This is a genomic window from Thioalkalivibrio sp. ALMg9 (assembly GCF_000380625.1).
Classification (GTDB): Bacteria; Pseudomonadota; Gammaproteobacteria; order Ectothiorhodospirales; family Ectothiorhodospiraceae; genus Thioalkalivibrio; species Thioalkalivibrio versutus.
The window spans coordinates 107,270-121,134 of sequence record NZ_AQYC01000006.1 but is presented as its reverse complement, the minus strand read 5'-3'; the positions used below and the strand labels follow the sequence as shown (position 1 = coordinate 121,134).

Below are 13,865 nucleotides of genomic sequence, written 5' to 3'. Positions count from 1 at the left end.
ATGCCATCCATTGCCCGACTCGATACCCAGCAGCCCGATTTCGATCAGGCCCTGGAGAACCTGCTGTCCTGGGAATCCGTTGCCGACACCGGCGTGCGGGACGCGGTGGACGAGATCCTTGGCGCGGTGCGCACCGAGGGCGATGCCGCGGTGTTGCGCTACACCGCCAAGTTCGACCGGCTCGACCGTGCCGCAGTCTCCGATCTTGAGATCCCCCACGACCGCTTGCAGGCCGCCCTGGAGTCGATCCCGGCGGAGCAGCGCAAGGCCCTGGAGATGGCCAGCGCACGCATCCGTCGCTATGCCGAGCACCAGCTCATGCGGGACTGGGATTTCACCGACGAGGACGGCACCGTTCTCGGCCAGCGCGTGACCGCGCTGGACTCGGTGGGCCTGTACGTCCCCGGGGGCAAGGCGGCCTATCCGTCCTCCGTGCTGATGAACGCCATCCCGGCCAAGGTCGCCGGCGTCGAGTTGCTGGTCATGGTCGTGCCCGCCCCGGGCGGTGAGCTGAACGATCTGGTGCTGGCCGCAGCCGCCGTGGCCGGCGTGGATCGCGTGTTTACCGTGGGGGGCGCCCAGGCCGTGGCCGCGTTGGCCTATGGCACCCAGACGATCCCGGCGGTGGACAAGATCGTTGGTCCCGGCAATATCTTCGTGGCTGCGGCCAAGCGCGAGGTGTTCGGCACCGTCGGCATCGACATGATCGCCGGTCCGTCCGAGATCCTGGTGGTCTGCGACGGCGAGACCGACCCCGACTGGATCGCGGCCGACCTGTTCTCCCAGGCCGAGCACGACGAGCAGGCCCAGTCCATCCTGCTGTCCTGGGACGATGCGTTCCTGGATCGCGTGGCCGAGGCCATGGACCGCCTGCTGGAGGAGATGCCGCGCGCCGAGATCATCCGCACCAGCCTCGACAAGCGCGGCGCGCTGGTGAAGGTGCGCGACTCGGCCGAGGCCGTCGCGGTCGCCAACCGCATCGCCCCGGAGCACCTGGAGCTGTCGGTGGCCGACCCGCAGGCGATGCTGGATGCCGGGCTGCGCCACGCCGGCGCGATCTTCATGGGCCGCTATACCTCCGAGGCCCTGGGCGACTACTGCGCTGGCCCCAACCACGTGCTGCCGACCTCGCGTACCGCGCGCTTCTCCTCGCCGCTGGGCGTGTACGACTTCCAGAAGCGTTCGAGCATCATCCACTGCTCGGCCGAAGGTGCGGCCAAGCTGGGCGAGACCGCCGCGGCGCTGGCCCACGGCGAGGGCCTGACCGCCCACGCGCGCTCCGCCGAACTGCGCAGTCGATGACCGCCCGCGCGACCCGGACCCCGGACGCCCTGATGCGCCCGGAGGTGCTGGCGCAGCCGGCCTACCAGGTGGCCGACGCGACCGGCCTGATCAAGCTGGACGCGATGGAAAACCCGCATCCCTGGCCGGGGGAGCTGGAAGACGCCTGGCTGGCGGCCCTGCGTGATCCGCAGCTGAACCGCTATCCCGACGCCCAGGCACTGGGTCTGGCCGCTCAGGTGCGCGCCGCCCACGGCGTGCCCGAGGCCGCCGGACTGTTGTTCGGCAATGGCTCCGACGAACTCATCCAGATCCTGATCACGGCGGTGGCGGGTTCCGGGCGTCCGGTGCTGGCGCCGGAGCCGACCTTCGTGATGTATGGCGTGCTGGCCCGAGCGCTGGGGGTGCCGTTCATCGGTGTCCCCCTGAACGCGGACTTCACCCTGGACCTCGAGACGATGCGCGCGGCGCTGGCCGAGTCCAACCCGGCGCTGGTGTTCCTCGCCTACCCGAACAATCCGACCGGGACGCTGGACGATGCCGCGACGGTAGAGGCCATCGTCGACGAGAACCCCGGTGTCACGGTGGTCGACGAGGCCTACGCCCCGTTCGCGGCGCACAGCTTCCTTCCGCGCGTCGGAGAGGATGACGGCCTGATGGTGATGCGCACGGTCTCCAAGCTGGGGCTGGCCGGCGCGCGACTTGGCTATCTGGCGGGCACGCCGGCCTGGATCGATGCGCTGGATCGCCTGCGTCTGCCATACAACATCAACACCCTGACCCAGCGCTCGGTGGCCTTCGCCCTGGAGCACCGCGAGGCGCTGGACGCGCAGGCGCGCGGAATCGTCGAGGAACGCGACCGCCTGAGCGAGCGTCTGACCGCGACGACGGGGGTCGAGCAGGTCTTCCCCAGCCAGGCGAATTTCATCCTGTTCCGGGTACGCGCCGGGGCGGGGCATGCGACCTTCGCCGCCCTGCGCGACGCTGGCATCCTGATCAAGGACGTCGGCCGGGCGCATCCGCTTCTCGCGGACTGTCTGCGCGTGACCGTCGGTCGCCCCGACGAAAACGACGCCTTCCTCGCCGCGCTCGGGCAGGCCCTCGCCGCCTGACGTTTTTTCCGGCGCCACGCCTTTTGGTTGCACCACAGAGGGCATGGAGAAATGCGCGGAGTGGTTTCCGGAACGGCCTAAGCGCATCGTAAAGGGGTCTTGCCCTCGCGGAAGACGCGGCGAGATCGGGTGAAGGTGGGGTGCCAGGCCCGGTTTTCGTTCACCCTTTCCCGAAACTGGTAAACCGGAGGTCATCCCGGCCGCAGCGCAGGGAAGCGAAGAGCCGGGATTTCCGACGCAAGTCCTGCCCCCCACGTTCGGCCGGGCCACAACGCGAAGATCCCGGATAACCGCTGCGCGGTTTCCGGGATGACAAGGGGGCGCTGCCGGGCCGGTGCGCAAGAGCGGCGGTACCCCCTGACAGCCCCGCGCATTTTTCCGTGGCCTCCCGTGCCCTCTGCGGTGAAAAGCCTTTCCTGGCCCTTTCCCGGTGCGGCGTCTCAGCGGCAGCCGGCGGGCGGTTCCAGACGCAGGCCACGGACCTCGCCCATGGCACCGCAGGCACGCAGGGCGGCGGCAAATGGGGACTGGCGGGCGGGTTGGCCGTTGATGCTCTCGATGGTGATGCCGCGGCGTTTGGGCAGCCAGCGGCTGCCGGCGAGCTGGCGGACAGCCTCCGTGACGAGGGCCGCGTGTTCCTCCGCAGTGTCGATGCCGGGGATCGTCTCCCAGACGAACAGCTGGCGGCCGGAGGCGGCGAGATAGAGCAGCGGCTGGCCGCCGGCCAGCGCGACCAGGGCCCCGGCCACGCGGCGCAGGCGGCCCTCGGCGGCCTCCGGCGGCTGTGGCCAGGGCAGGAGCTGGCCCCAGGGATTGGCCGGGTCGACGCTGGCCAGCCACTGCGGCTCGGGGGTGTCGTCGGCCGCGCGTTCCAGCGCGCGCAGGCGGTCCACCGCGCCGGCGCGGGCGAACTGGGCGCCGGTCAGGCCCTCGACGAAGTGGCCGCGGCGCAGCTTGCCGGCGTCCTCCATCGCACGGTAGACGGGGTACACGCGGCCGAAGCCGCCTGGCAGCCCCTCGGCGCGGGCCATCTCGCGGCTGACTACGCCGTAGCGCGCCAGCAGGTTTTCGGCCTGTTCGCGGGCGCGTTCCGTCAGCGACACGCCGGGGTCGATCAGGTCGGCCACCCGTGACCAGCGTCCGCCGGCCAGGCCCTGGCCCGGGCGCCGCCGGCCGCGCGCGGAGCTCTTGCGCTGGCCCAGGCTGCGCAGCGGGGCAAAGGTGTCGTTGGTGATCTGCCCGGCCCAGACCCGATCCCAGATCGCGGCCTCGATCATGTCCTGGCGGGCGGCGGGCTGCGCCTCGCGCGCTGCGCGTTCCAGCTCCATGTAGAAGCAGGCGCCGCGCCGGTCCAGGGCCTCCAGGATCGCCCGTGCTAACGGGTCATCGGTGGCCGCTGTCTCCGCCTCGGGCGTGTCCGGTTCCAGCAGCACCATCGCCTGTTCGCGGCGCAGAAAGCGGATGCGCCCGTCGCGCTGGCCCAGCGCGCCGCTGCCCACCCAGACGAACTCGCCGGAGGCGGTGATGCGGTCCAGCGCGTCCAGCGAGAAGTCGCGCACCCGCATCGGCAGCACATGGGCGGTCCAGGCCGACCAGGGCAGGGCGACGCCTTCGAGCTGCGTGAGCACCTCGCGCAGGGTGCCGATGCCCGACCCGGGCTCGCTCAGGCCCTGCCAGGCGGGCAGGAAGCGGCCCAGCGCGCGGGCGTCCACCGCCGCCGCCTCGTCGCGCAGGCGGGCCAGGGTGCGGCGCTTCAGCCGGCGCAGGATGTCCAGCTCGCACCAGTCCTCGCCCTGGCCCTGCGGGCGGATCTCGCCGCGCAGCAGCACGCCGGCACTCTCTAGCGCCTCCAGCGCCGGGAGCAGCGCGCCGGGCGCGAGGCCGTAGCGAACGCCCAGCTCCTCGACGCGGAATGGCCCATGGGTGCGGGCGTAGCGGCGCAGCAGCTGTTCCAGCGGGCGTTGCGGCGGCTCGAGGAAACCGGCGGGCAGGCCGGGTGGTGGCACGACCCCGAGCGCGTCGCGAAAGAGGGCAGCGTCCTCGGCCGCGATCCAGCGCGGCTCGCCGGCGATTCGGACCTCGACCGCACGCAGCCCGTCGGCCAGGGTCTGTAGCCAGGGTGCGGGGTTTTCGTCCGCTGCGGCTTCGATCTCCTCCCGCATCAGGTCGCCCGCCCGGCGCAGAAGGTCATGCAGCTCGTCGGCGTCGCGGACCTGTGTCGCCTCGGTGGTGTGCGCCAGCTCGGCCTCCAGCTCGGCCAGGGCATCGGGGTCGATCAGCTCGCGCAGCTCGGCCTGGCCCAGCAGCTCGGCCAGCATCCCGCGATCGAGCGTGAGCGCCTGCGCCTTGCGTTCGGCCATCGGCGCGTCCTGCTCGTAGATGTAGGCGGCGACGTAGGCGAATACCAGGCTGCGCGCGAACGGCGAGGCCCGTGGCGTTTCCACCTCGTGCACGCGGATGTGGCGCTCCTGCACCCCCCGCAGGATCCCGCGCAGGGCGTCCAGATCGAACACGTCGGCCAGCACCTGGCGGTAGGTCTCCAGCACCACCGGGAAGCTCGCGTACTCGCGCACCGACGCGAGCAGCTGCTGCGACTTCAGGCGCTGGGCCCACAGCGGCGTGCGCTGGCCCGGGCGGTTGCGCACCAGAAGCAGGGCGCGGGCCGCATTCTCGCGGAAGGCGCTGGCGAACAGGGTGGAGTGTCCCAGCTCGCGGGTGACCGTCTCCTCCAGTTCCTCCGGGTCGGGGAACAGGCTGTCCAGCTCGGGCAGGTCCTCGCTGTCCGCCAGGCGCAGCACGATGCCGTCATCGGTGTACATCACCTGCACCTCGAAGCCAGAGGTGCTGGTCAGCGCGCCCTGCAGGGCCAGCGCCCAGGGGGCGTGCACGCGGGCGCCGAATGGGGTCAGGATGCACACGCGCCAGTCGCCGACCTCGTCGCGGAAGCGCTCGACCACGATGCGCTTGTCCGACGGGAGCTGCCCGGTGGCCTCGCGCTGTTCGTCGATGTAGTCGCCGAGGGTCTCGACCGCCGCCTCCGACAGCGGGGCATGCTCCTTGAGCCAGGTCGCGCGTTCGGCGCGGTCCATGCGCGCGAGGCGTTCGGTGGCGGCGCCGATTGCGCGCCCGAGTTCGATTGGGCGGCCGGGGCCGTCGCCATGCCAGAAGGGCAGCTTGCCGACCTCGCCGGGGGCGGGGGAGACCAGCACGCGGTCGCGGGTGATCGCCTCCACGTGCCAGGTGCTGGCGCCCAGGGTCACGTTCTCGCCGGTCTTCAGCTCGAACACCATCTCCTCGTCCAGCTCGCCGATGCGCGGGCCGCCCTCGCCGACATGCACGCCGTACAGGCCGCGGTCGGGGATGGTGCCGGCGTTCAGGCGCGCGGCCAGCGCCGCGCCCCGGCGCGGGGTCAGCTCGTCGCGCGCGCGGTCCCAGGCGAGCCACGGGCGCAGGTCGGCGAAGTCGGTGCTGGGGTAGTGGCCGGAGAGCATATCCAGGGTCGCCTCCAGCAGCGGGCGCGATAGCTCGCGCCAGGGTGCGGCGCGGCGCACCAACGCGTGCAGCTCGTCCACCGTGCGCGGGCGTTCGCAGACCATCGCGACGAGCTGCTGGGCGAGCACGTCCAGCGGGTTGTGCGGGGCATGGATTGGTTCCAGCGCGCCGACCTGCATGCGCTCGCCGATCACCGCGCATTCCAGCAGGTCGCCGCGAAAGCGCGGCAGCAGCAGCGAGCGCGAGACCTGGCCGACCCCGTGCCCGGCGCGTCCGGCGCGTTGCAGGCCGCGGGCAACCGAGCCGGGCGATTCGACCATGATCACCAGGTCCACCGCACCCATGTCGATGCCCAGTTCCAGCGAGCTGGTGGCGACGATGCCGCGCAGGCGCCCGGTCTTCAGTCGCCCCTCGATCTCCGCGCGGCGCTCGTGGGAGACGCTGCCGTGGTGAGCGGCGACCAGGTCTTCGGGCTTTTTGGCGTCCTCGGGATGCTGTTCGCGCCAGGCGTCGTTGATGCGCTGGACCAGGCGTTCGCACAGCCCGCGACTGTTGACGAACACGATGGTCGAGCGGTGTTCCAGGATCGCCGCCAGCAGGCGCGGCTCCAGGCGCGCGGCGCGGTCGCCGCCCCCGCCCGGGAGTGGTCCGGTGCCCTGGCCGTAGACCGCGCCGAGGATGGAGCCGGACGGGATGGTGTCCGCGCCTTCGGACGCTTCGAGGGTGGGAGGTGCGTGTGCCGCTGGCGGCTCCTCCGGGGCGAGGATCTCGAGATCCAGGCGTGGGGCCTCGGCGGCGTCGATCACCTCCACCTCGCGGTCGCCGCCGAGGAAGCCTCGCGCGACCTCCATCGGATGCACGGTCGCGGAGAGCCCGATGCGTTGCGGGTCGTGGCCGCAGCACTCGGCCAGGCGTTCCAGCGACAGGGCCAGGTGCGCGCCGCGCTTGTTCCCGGCCAGGGCGTGCACCTCGTCGATGATTACCGTATGGACGGATTCGAGGTTCTCCGCGGCCTTCGAGCCCAGCAGCAGGTAGAGCGACTCCGGCGTCGTCACCAGGATGTCGCCGGGTTCGCGCGCCTGGGCGCGGCGCTCGGCCTGCGGGGTGTCGCCGGTGCGGATGTGCACCACGGGTTCGCGGGCCGACTCGTCGCCCAGGCGCGCGGCGGTCCGCGTGATGCCGGTCAGCGGGGCGCGCAGGTTGCGCTCGATGTCGGTGGCCAGTGCCTTCAGGGGCGAGATGTAGAGCACCGAGTAGCCGGTGCGGGGTTCCGGGGCCGGCTCGCCGGTCAGGCGGTCGATTGCACTCAGGAACGCGGCAAGGGTCTTGCCGCTACCGGTCGGGGCGATCAGCAGACAGTGGTGGCTGGCCCGGATCGCGGGCCAGCCGCGGGACTGGATGGGAGTGGCCTGCTCGAAGGCCTCGCGAAACCAAGTGTCGGTCGCGGGGCGAAAGGGCGTGACCGGCATCGGCTGGGGCCCCGAGCTGGCGGGTCAGGCGTGGCCGACGGTGCTGTCGGTGGTGGAATGGAAGTAGTCGCTGTCGCGCGCCAGCTCGTCGATCAGCTCGTGCAGCATGGCCAGCCGGCTCTCGGCATCCGCGAACGGGGCGCAGTCCTCGCACAACGGGTCGCCGCAGGGCTGGCGGCTGTACAGCCAGAAGTGGATCGCACCGGCCAGCAGGCCGTCGGCAACATCACCGGTCTCGTCGGCCTGGCCGTCATCCGCCAGGCGGTTGGCCAGCTCGATCAGGTGCTGGGCGGCGTTGTTGTAGGTCTGGTCGGTGGTGTCGTTCATGGGGTCTCGGGACAGTCTTGTTTAGCCAGCGCCAGTCGGTTTGACCGACACAGAACCCGGCAGTTTACCGCGACTGGCCGATATTCCGAAGAAACAGGGGAATATGCCGTTCCTCCGGGGACAGGCCGCCGTGGGCGCCAACGAAGAACGGCCCCTCGTCGTCGGCCGGCGGGTCCACCAGGTAGGCGTCCTCGACCGGTAGCAACAGGTAGTCGCCGGCCCGCGCGCGCAGTTCCGGGTGTTGCGGCTCGGGGCCGAGGGTCCCGTGGCCCAGCCACTCGGCCTGCGGGATGGCCAGGACATCGTCACCGAACGCCCGCTCCAGTGCCTGCAGGAAGTCAGCGTGCTGTCCGGTTCGGATGTGGGCGAGGGCGGCGCGTGGCTCGCCGGTCAGACGGTGGCGCAGGCAGGCCTGTACCGCTGGATGCTCGCGGAGGTCCAGGCGGCGTTCGACCGTGCGCATGCCGTGGTCGGCGGTGGTCAGGAACACGCTCTCGGGGCGCTGGATCTGCGCGCAGGTGGCGGTGTAGGCCAGGTCCAGCTGTTTCAGGTGGCGCTCCACCTCCGGGCTGTCCGGGCCGTACTCGTGGCCCAGATGGTCCAGCTCCGACCAGTAGACGTAGGTGAAGTGGGGTCCCGGCGTCGCGTTCACATGCGCGGCCACCCGCGTCGGCAGCTCGGAGAGGTCCTCGAAGCCGATGAAGTCGGCACCGCGGTTCATCATGCGGTTGTAGGGTGTGCCGCCGATCCATTCCGGGCCGATGAAGGTCATGCCGCAGTCAAGCCGGTCGCCCAGGCGGTCGGGCTGCACGCGGCCGGTCAGCTCGCGGTAGCCGAGCGTGGCCGGGTGGTCGTCGGCGCCGCGCTCCTGGCCCATCAGTACCGTAAGGGTGCGTTCGGCGGCCGCCAGGCGGGTATGCCAGCCGAGCAGGCCATGCCGTGCGGGGTGGCGGCCGGTCAGGATGCTGGTGATCGCGGTGGCCGTAGTGCTGGGAAACACAGTCTCCAGATCGGTCACGTGGTCCGCGCCCAACAGCGGCGTGTGGCGGCGGTAACGGGCGGCAAAGCCGTCGATGAGCCAGAGTACGATATGGCGGTCCGGGCCCAGGTGCTCGGAGACACCCGCGAGCGGCGGGTGCGAGGCCGCCGCGTTCAGGCTCGCCTCGATCTGGCCGAGCAGGTCCATCAGCCCGGGGGATTCCAGCCGCGCGCGCAGAATGGCGTCCACGGCCGAGTGGGCCGTGGGGGTGGCAGTGACCGACAAGACCTCAGGCCTTCGCGCCGCCGTCGCCGCCCATGCAGGGCGGGGAATCCGCGACCTTTCCGGCGCGCTCGAACCACTGGTCCGGGTCCAGGGTGTGCAGCGCCAGCGCGTGGATGCCCCCGGCCAGCTCGTCGACCAGGGCCTGGTTCACCAGCCGGTGCCGCGCAATCAGCTTCTGATCGCGAAAGGCCTCGGATACCACGGTCACCTTGAAGTGCGACTCCGAACCCGGCGGCACGTTGTGCATGTGGCTCTCGTTCACGACTTCCAGGTGCTCGGGCGCAAAGCGCTCCTCCAGCTTGGCGGTGATCTGTTCCTGCATGCTCATGTCCCGGCTCCCACGAATGATGGTGTGTTATGCACAAGCCACTAGTCTGCCTTGATGCGCCGCCATGTCCAGATCCGCCGTCCGCGCGACGGGCGTTGCCGGCCTTCGGGCAAACACCCCTTTCGGGAGGGGTATACTCCCGCGCTCATTTTCGTGACAGGGAAGCATGATGACGATTTCAGTGATGCGGATGGCCGGTACGAGCCTCCTGGGGATGCTGTTGATCACACTGGCTGGTTGTTCTTCGCCGCGGGCGGACTTTGAAACGGCCTGTATCGAGAACTCGGGAGATACGGAGGGCTGCACGTGTGCGGCCGAGCGTCTCGACAACAACCTCGACCGGAATCAATACGCCCAATTGGTTGAGCTGATGCAGGATGGCGGTGCGACCATGAGGGAGGTCGAGCAGGCGGTCGATGCCGAGGTCATGGAAGAGCTGATGATTGCCGGCAAGCAGTGCAACACCGGCATGTAATCCTGCAGGCTCTCCTGGCGGTCTTGCTGGGGTTATGGCTGGCGGTGCCGGTGGCTGTACAGGCGGAAGTCCCCCGCGGTGCGGACATGACGCCCGTTACGGGCGATATCGTCCTGCGCGCCGGCAATGGCGCCTGGGCCTTTCTGGCGCGGCGGTTCTCGGAGTCGGATCCGCGCTGGAGCCATGCCGGGGTGATCCTCCGTGAGGGTGAAACTGTGAGGGTCGTTCACATGGACGGCTCGCCGGCCGGGGGCGAGATTCGTGCCGACTCGCTGGAGACCTTCAGCGCGGGCCCACAAGCCACGCAGCTGGTGCGCACGGGCCTGGACGCCGCACAACGCCGGCGCGTCGGAGACTGGCTGGCCGGGCAGCTGGCGCGTGGGACGCCCTTTGACACCCAGTTCCGTCTGGAAGACGACTCTGCGCTCTATTGTTCGGAGCTCGTATGGCGAGCCCTTGAACACGTGGACCCGGCCCTGGACGAGGCGGACCTGCCACGGATGGCCGGTCGTTCGTATATCCCGGTGGATCGGCTGCTGCAGTTGGGGGATGCTGGACCGGTGCCCGGCCGGAGTGCTCCGGTCCCTGCAGTCCATTGAAACGCGCAGTCTCTGGAAGAGTGAGTGACTTGTCGGAGGTTGTCCGGGCGGACTGCCGCGCCGCCGTGAACAGCCGATAGAGATTACGGAGGGCGTATGGGGCAGACGCTGGCGTTCGATATCTATGGGACGTTGATCGATCCCCAGGGCGTTGCTGCGACGCTGGAGGGCTGGTTTGGCGAACAGGCACCTGTGCTGGCGCGTGCCTGGCGCGAGAAGCAGCTCGAATACACCTTCCGGCGTGGGCTGATGGGGGCGTATGCGGACTTCGATACCTGTACCGAGCAGGCGCTGCGCTATTGCTGCCAGGCGTTGGATATCGAGCTCGACCCTGAGCAGGAGGTGGCGTTGTTGCTGCGCTATCGCCAGCTCCCCGCCTTTACCGATGCGGCTCCGGCCCTGGATCGCCTGCGCGCGGACGGCCACCGCCTGTTCGCATTCAGCAACGGCAGGGCCGAGACGGTGGATGAGCTGCTGCGCCACGCCGGTCTGGACGATCGCTTCGAGGATGTCGTCAGCGTGGACGAGATCGGCTGTTTCAAGCCCGATCCACGGGTGTACCGGCATTTCCTCCAGCGGGCGAATGTATTGCCGATGGCTGCCTGGCTGATCTCGGGCAACCCGTTTGACGTGATCGGCGCGCAGGCCGCGGGTATGCGCACGGCCTGGCTCGACCGGGCGGGGCAGGGGCTGTTCGATCCCTGGGGCGGGGAACCCACCGCTACCATCCGGGACCTGGACGAGCTGGCCGGCGCGCTGGGTTTGTAGCGGCCGCGACCTCGGCAAGCATTCCCGTTGCAACGCGCTATTCGCACGCGGTGGTTGCGCTACGATGGAGATCGGGCAGCCGCCGGGAGAGGAGCGTGAGCCAGCACGTCAAGCAACGGGTCGCGCCCGCAGTCGAATCGCCCCCGATCCGTCCCGCCACGCTCGAGGATCTGGAGGCGCTGGTGGCGCTGGAACAGGCGGCGTTCGAGGTCGATCGCATCTCGCGGCGGCAGTTTCGCTACCTCCTCACGCGCGGGCATGCGGCCACGCTGGTGGCGGAGGGGCCCGGCGGTGAGGGGCTGCTCGGCTACGTGATGCTGCTGTTCAGCCGGGGTACGTCGCTGGCGCGGCTGTACTCGATCGCGGTCAGCGAGCGCGCACGTGGCCAGGGTCTGGGGCGGCGCCTGGTGGAGGCGGCGGAGGATGTGGCGCGGGAGCACGGCCGGACCGATCTGCGCCTGGAGGTGCGGCGTGACAACGCGGCCAGTCAGGCATTGTTCCGTGGGCTGGGGTATCGCGATTTCGGCACCATCGACGACTACTACGAGGACCACATGGATGCGCTGCGGCTGCAGAAGTCGCTGGCGCCCGGTCCCGATCCGGCGCTGGTGCGCGCACCGTACTACGCGCAGACGCTGGAGTTCACCTGCGGCCCGGCCGCGCTGATGATGGCGATGCGCGCCATCGACCCGGACCTGAAGCTGGACCGGCGCCTGGAGCTGCGCCTGTGGCGTGACGCCACCACCATATTCATGACCTCCGGCCACGGCGGTTGCGGTCCCTACGGGCTGGCGCTGGCGGCCGCCCATCGCGGGTTCGAGGTGGAACTGCTGGTGCGCGATCGTGGCGTGGCGTTTGCCGATTCGGTGCGCAGCGTGGAGAAAAAGGAAGTCATGCAGCTGGTGCAGGAAGAGATGATCGAGGAGCTGGAGCAGCTCGGGGTCCCCGTGGTGCACGGTCCGGTGAACGTGGCCCAGCTGGCGGCACGCTCTGCCGAGGGCGGGGTGCCGGTGGTGCTGATCAGCAGCGTGCGGCTGTACACCGAGCGCTTCCCGCACTGGGTCACGGTCACCGGGTTCGACGAGCGTTTTGTCTACGTGCACGACCCGTTCGTGGATACCGAGCAGGGCGAGCGCGCGCTGGATTCGGTAAACATGCCGATCGCGCGCGCGGACTTCGAGCGCATGGCGCGCTATGGGCGCGCGGGGTTGCAGGCGGCGGTGATCGTCGGCCCACGCAAGACGCCAGGGGTGGCGCATGCCTGAGCATCGCATCCTGGTCGAGCGCCGGGCGGACTGGAAGCCGCACTTCCCCGACCTGCCGGTGATGGCCATCGACGACTACCTGCGCGGCCCGGCCGTCGACGATCCCGCCAACCTGCGGGTGATCAACCTGTGCCGCAGCCAACGCTACCTGTCGGCCGGCTACTACGGCTCGCTGCTGGCGGAGGCGCGCGGGCATCGGGTGATCCCCAGCGTGCGCACCCTGCAGGACCTGTCGCGCAAGTCGATCTACAGCCTGGACACCGAAGAACTGGATGAACGTGTGGCGCGCGTACTGGGGCGCAGCCGCCAGGGCACGCATCCGGAACGGCTGGAACTGACCGTGCTGTTCGGCCAGTGCGCCGAGCCGGCGCTGCAGGAGATCGCCGGGCAGCTGTTCGCCCTGTTCCCCGCGCCGATGTTCCGGGTGGAGTTCCGGCTGCAGGGGCGGTGGCAGATCCAAGCCCTGCGCCCGTTCGCGCTCAACGCGCTCGAGCCCGAGCAGGAGCCGGCCTTCTTTGCCGCCCTGGAGCGCTACCTCTCCAAGCCCTGGCGCCGCCGGCGCGAGGCCCGCAGCGCACGCTACGAGCTGGCTATCCTGCACAACCTGGACGAGGCCCTGGCCCCGTCCACGCCGGCGACGCTCAAGCGCTTCGTCCGCGCTGGACAGGAGCAGGGGATGGATGTCGAGCTGATCCAGGCGCGCGACCTGCCGCGGCTGGCGGAGTTCGATGCCCTGTTCATCCGCGAGACCACCGCGATCGACCACTACACCTACCGCTTCGCGCGCAAGGCCGAGGCCGAGGGCATGGTGGTGATCGACGATGCCGACTCCATCCTGCGCTGTACCAACAAGGTCTATCTGGCCGAACGCCTGGCCGCCCATCGCGTGCCCACACCGAAGACGGTGATCCTCAACCGCGAGACCATCCTGCGCGCGGAGGAGTCGATCGGCTATCCCGTGGTGCTCAAGATCCCGGACGGCAGCTTCTCGCGCGGCGTATTCAAGGCGAACGACCGCGGCGAGCTGGAATCCATCGCCCGGCGCCTGCTCAAGGAGAGCGATCTGATCCTCGCCCAGGAGTTCGTCTACACCGAATTCGACTGGCGCATCGGCGTGCTCAACCGCCAGCCGCTGTACGCCTCGCAATACCTGATGTCGCGCAAGCACTGGCAGATCGTCAACCACGACGCCAAGGGCGGCCCGCGCGAAGGCGGTTTTCGCACCCAGGCCCTGGCCGACGTGCCCGCGGCGGTGGTCAAGACGGCAGTGAAGGCCGCCAACCTGATCGGCGACGGCCTCTACGGTGTCGACCTCAAGCAGACCCCGCGCGGCGTGATGGTGATCGAGGTGAACGACAATCCCAACCTCGACGCCGGCATCGAGGACAAGGTCCTCGGCGAGACGCTCTACACCACCCTGATGCAGGACTTCGTCCGCCGCCTCGACGCCGCTCGCCGCCACCGCGCCGCCCCCTGATGCGGCTT

General features: G+C 70.0%; 11 protein-coding genes. 7 read left to right on the top strand and 4 right to left on the bottom strand.

The features are described from left to right. Together hisD and hisC are read left to right on the top strand one after the other, a co-directional pair. Window positions 1–1,302 carry a histidinol dehydrogenase gene (gene hisD / locus F792_RS0102670; protein WP_018144511.1) on the top strand — a complete coding sequence of 434 codons (1,302 nt, stop codon included), beginning with the start codon at window positions 1–3 and terminating at the stop codon, window positions 1,300–1,302. Beyond that, complete coding sequence (gene hisC / locus F792_RS0102665) at window positions 1,299–2,393, top strand: histidinol-phosphate transaminase (RefSeq protein ID WP_018168263.1); 1,095 nt, start codon at window positions 1,299–1,301, stop codon at window positions 2,391–2,393. The genes hisD and hisC overlap by 4 nt, the downstream gene beginning before the upstream one ends. Before the next feature lie 440 nt (window positions 2,394–2,833). Here the strand turns inward: hisC and F792_RS0102660 are convergent, their stop codons facing one another. The 4 genes from F792_RS0102660 to F792_RS0102645 form a co-directional block, all read right to left on the bottom strand. Beyond that, a complete protein-coding gene (locus tag F792_RS0102660) occupies window positions 2,834–7,354 on the bottom strand; it encodes a DEAD/DEAH box helicase (protein WP_018168262.1) in 4,521 nt (1,506 codons plus the stop codon). 24 nt (window positions 7,355–7,378) lie between these two features. Further along, window positions 7,379–7,681, bottom strand: a complete 303-nt coding sequence (locus tag F792_RS0102655; protein WP_018144508.1) for a hypothetical protein — start codon at window positions 7,679–7,681, stop codon at window positions 7,379–7,381. Window positions 7,682–7,745: 64 nt separating this feature from the next. After that, a complete protein-coding gene (locus F792_RS0102650) occupies window positions 7,746–8,945 on the bottom strand; it encodes an alkaline phosphatase family protein (protein WP_018168261.1) in 1,200 nt (399 codons plus the stop codon). A 4-nt stretch (window positions 8,946–8,949) separates the two neighbouring features. Next, window positions 8,950–9,273 (bottom strand): BolA family transcriptional regulator, encoded by a 324-nt coding sequence (locus tag F792_RS0102645; RefSeq protein WP_018168260.1) that lies wholly within the window; start codon window positions 9,271–9,273, stop codon window positions 8,950–8,952. A 169-nt stretch (window positions 9,274–9,442) separates the two neighbouring features. On the opposite strand from F792_RS0102645, the gene F792_RS0102640 reads away from it, so the two are divergent. From F792_RS0102640 to F792_RS0102620, 5 genes are all read left to right on the top strand, one after another. Continuing rightward, a complete protein-coding gene (locus tag F792_RS0102640; protein WP_018168259.1) occupies window positions 9,443–9,748 on the top strand; it encodes a hypothetical protein in 306 nt (101 codons plus the stop codon). 86 nt (window positions 9,749–9,834) lie between these two features. Further along, the gene (locus F792_RS0102635) at window positions 9,835–10,347 is read left to right on the top strand and encodes a YiiX/YebB-like N1pC/P60 family cysteine hydrolase (RefSeq protein ID WP_231362626.1); all 513 of its coding nucleotides are present in this window, start codon (window positions 9,835–9,837) and stop codon (window positions 10,345–10,347) included. A gap of 96 nt (window positions 10,348–10,443) precedes the next feature. After that, a complete protein-coding gene (locus tag F792_RS0102630; protein WP_018168257.1) occupies window positions 10,444–11,115 on the top strand; it encodes a haloacid dehalogenase type II in 672 nt (223 codons plus the stop codon). Between the two features lie 95 nt (window positions 11,116–11,210). Next, window positions 11,211–12,380: a GNAT family N-acetyltransferase/peptidase C39 family protein gene (locus F792_RS0102625; RefSeq protein WP_018168256.1), complete on the top strand. Its 1,170-nt coding sequence runs from the start codon at window positions 11,211–11,213 to the stop codon at window positions 12,378–12,380. After that, on the top strand, window positions 12,373–13,857 hold the full coding sequence (locus F792_RS0102620; protein ID WP_018168255.1) for a RimK family protein: 1,485 nt from the start codon (window positions 12,373–12,375) through the stop codon (window positions 13,855–13,857). The genes F792_RS0102625 and F792_RS0102620 overlap by 8 nt, the downstream gene beginning before the upstream one ends. The last annotated feature ends 8 nt before the right edge of the window (window positions 13,858–13,865 follow it).

Coding starts and splice junctions, on each gene's coding strand:
- hisD (WP_018144511.1), top strand. CDS start 1: ATGCCATCCATTGCCCGACTCGATACCCAGCAGCCCGATTTCGATCAG.
- hisC (WP_018168263.1), top strand. CDS start 1,299: ATGACCGCCCGCGCGACCCGGACCCCGGACGCCCTGATGCGCCCGGAG.
- F792_RS0102660 (WP_018168262.1), bottom strand. CDS start 7,354: ATGCCGGTCACGCCCTTTCGCCCCGCGACCGACACTTGGTTTCGCGAG.
- F792_RS0102655 (WP_018144508.1), bottom strand. CDS start 7,681: ATGAACGACACCACCGACCAGACCTACAACAACGCCGCCCAGCACCTG.
- F792_RS0102645 (WP_018168260.1), bottom strand. CDS start 9,273: ATGAGCATGCAGGAACAGATCACCGCCAAGCTGGAGGAGCGCTTTGCG.
- F792_RS0102640 (WP_018168259.1), top strand. CDS start 9,443: ATGACGATTTCAGTGATGCGGATGGCCGGTACGAGCCTCCTGGGGATG.
- F792_RS0102635 (WP_231362626.1), top strand. CDS start 9,835: ATGACGCCCGTTACGGGCGATATCGTCCTGCGCGCCGGCAATGGCGCC.
- F792_RS0102630 (WP_018168257.1), top strand. CDS start 10,444: ATGGGGCAGACGCTGGCGTTCGATATCTATGGGACGTTGATCGATCCC.
- F792_RS0102620 (WP_018168255.1), top strand. CDS start 12,373: ATGCCTGAGCATCGCATCCTGGTCGAGCGCCGGGCGGACTGGAAGCCG.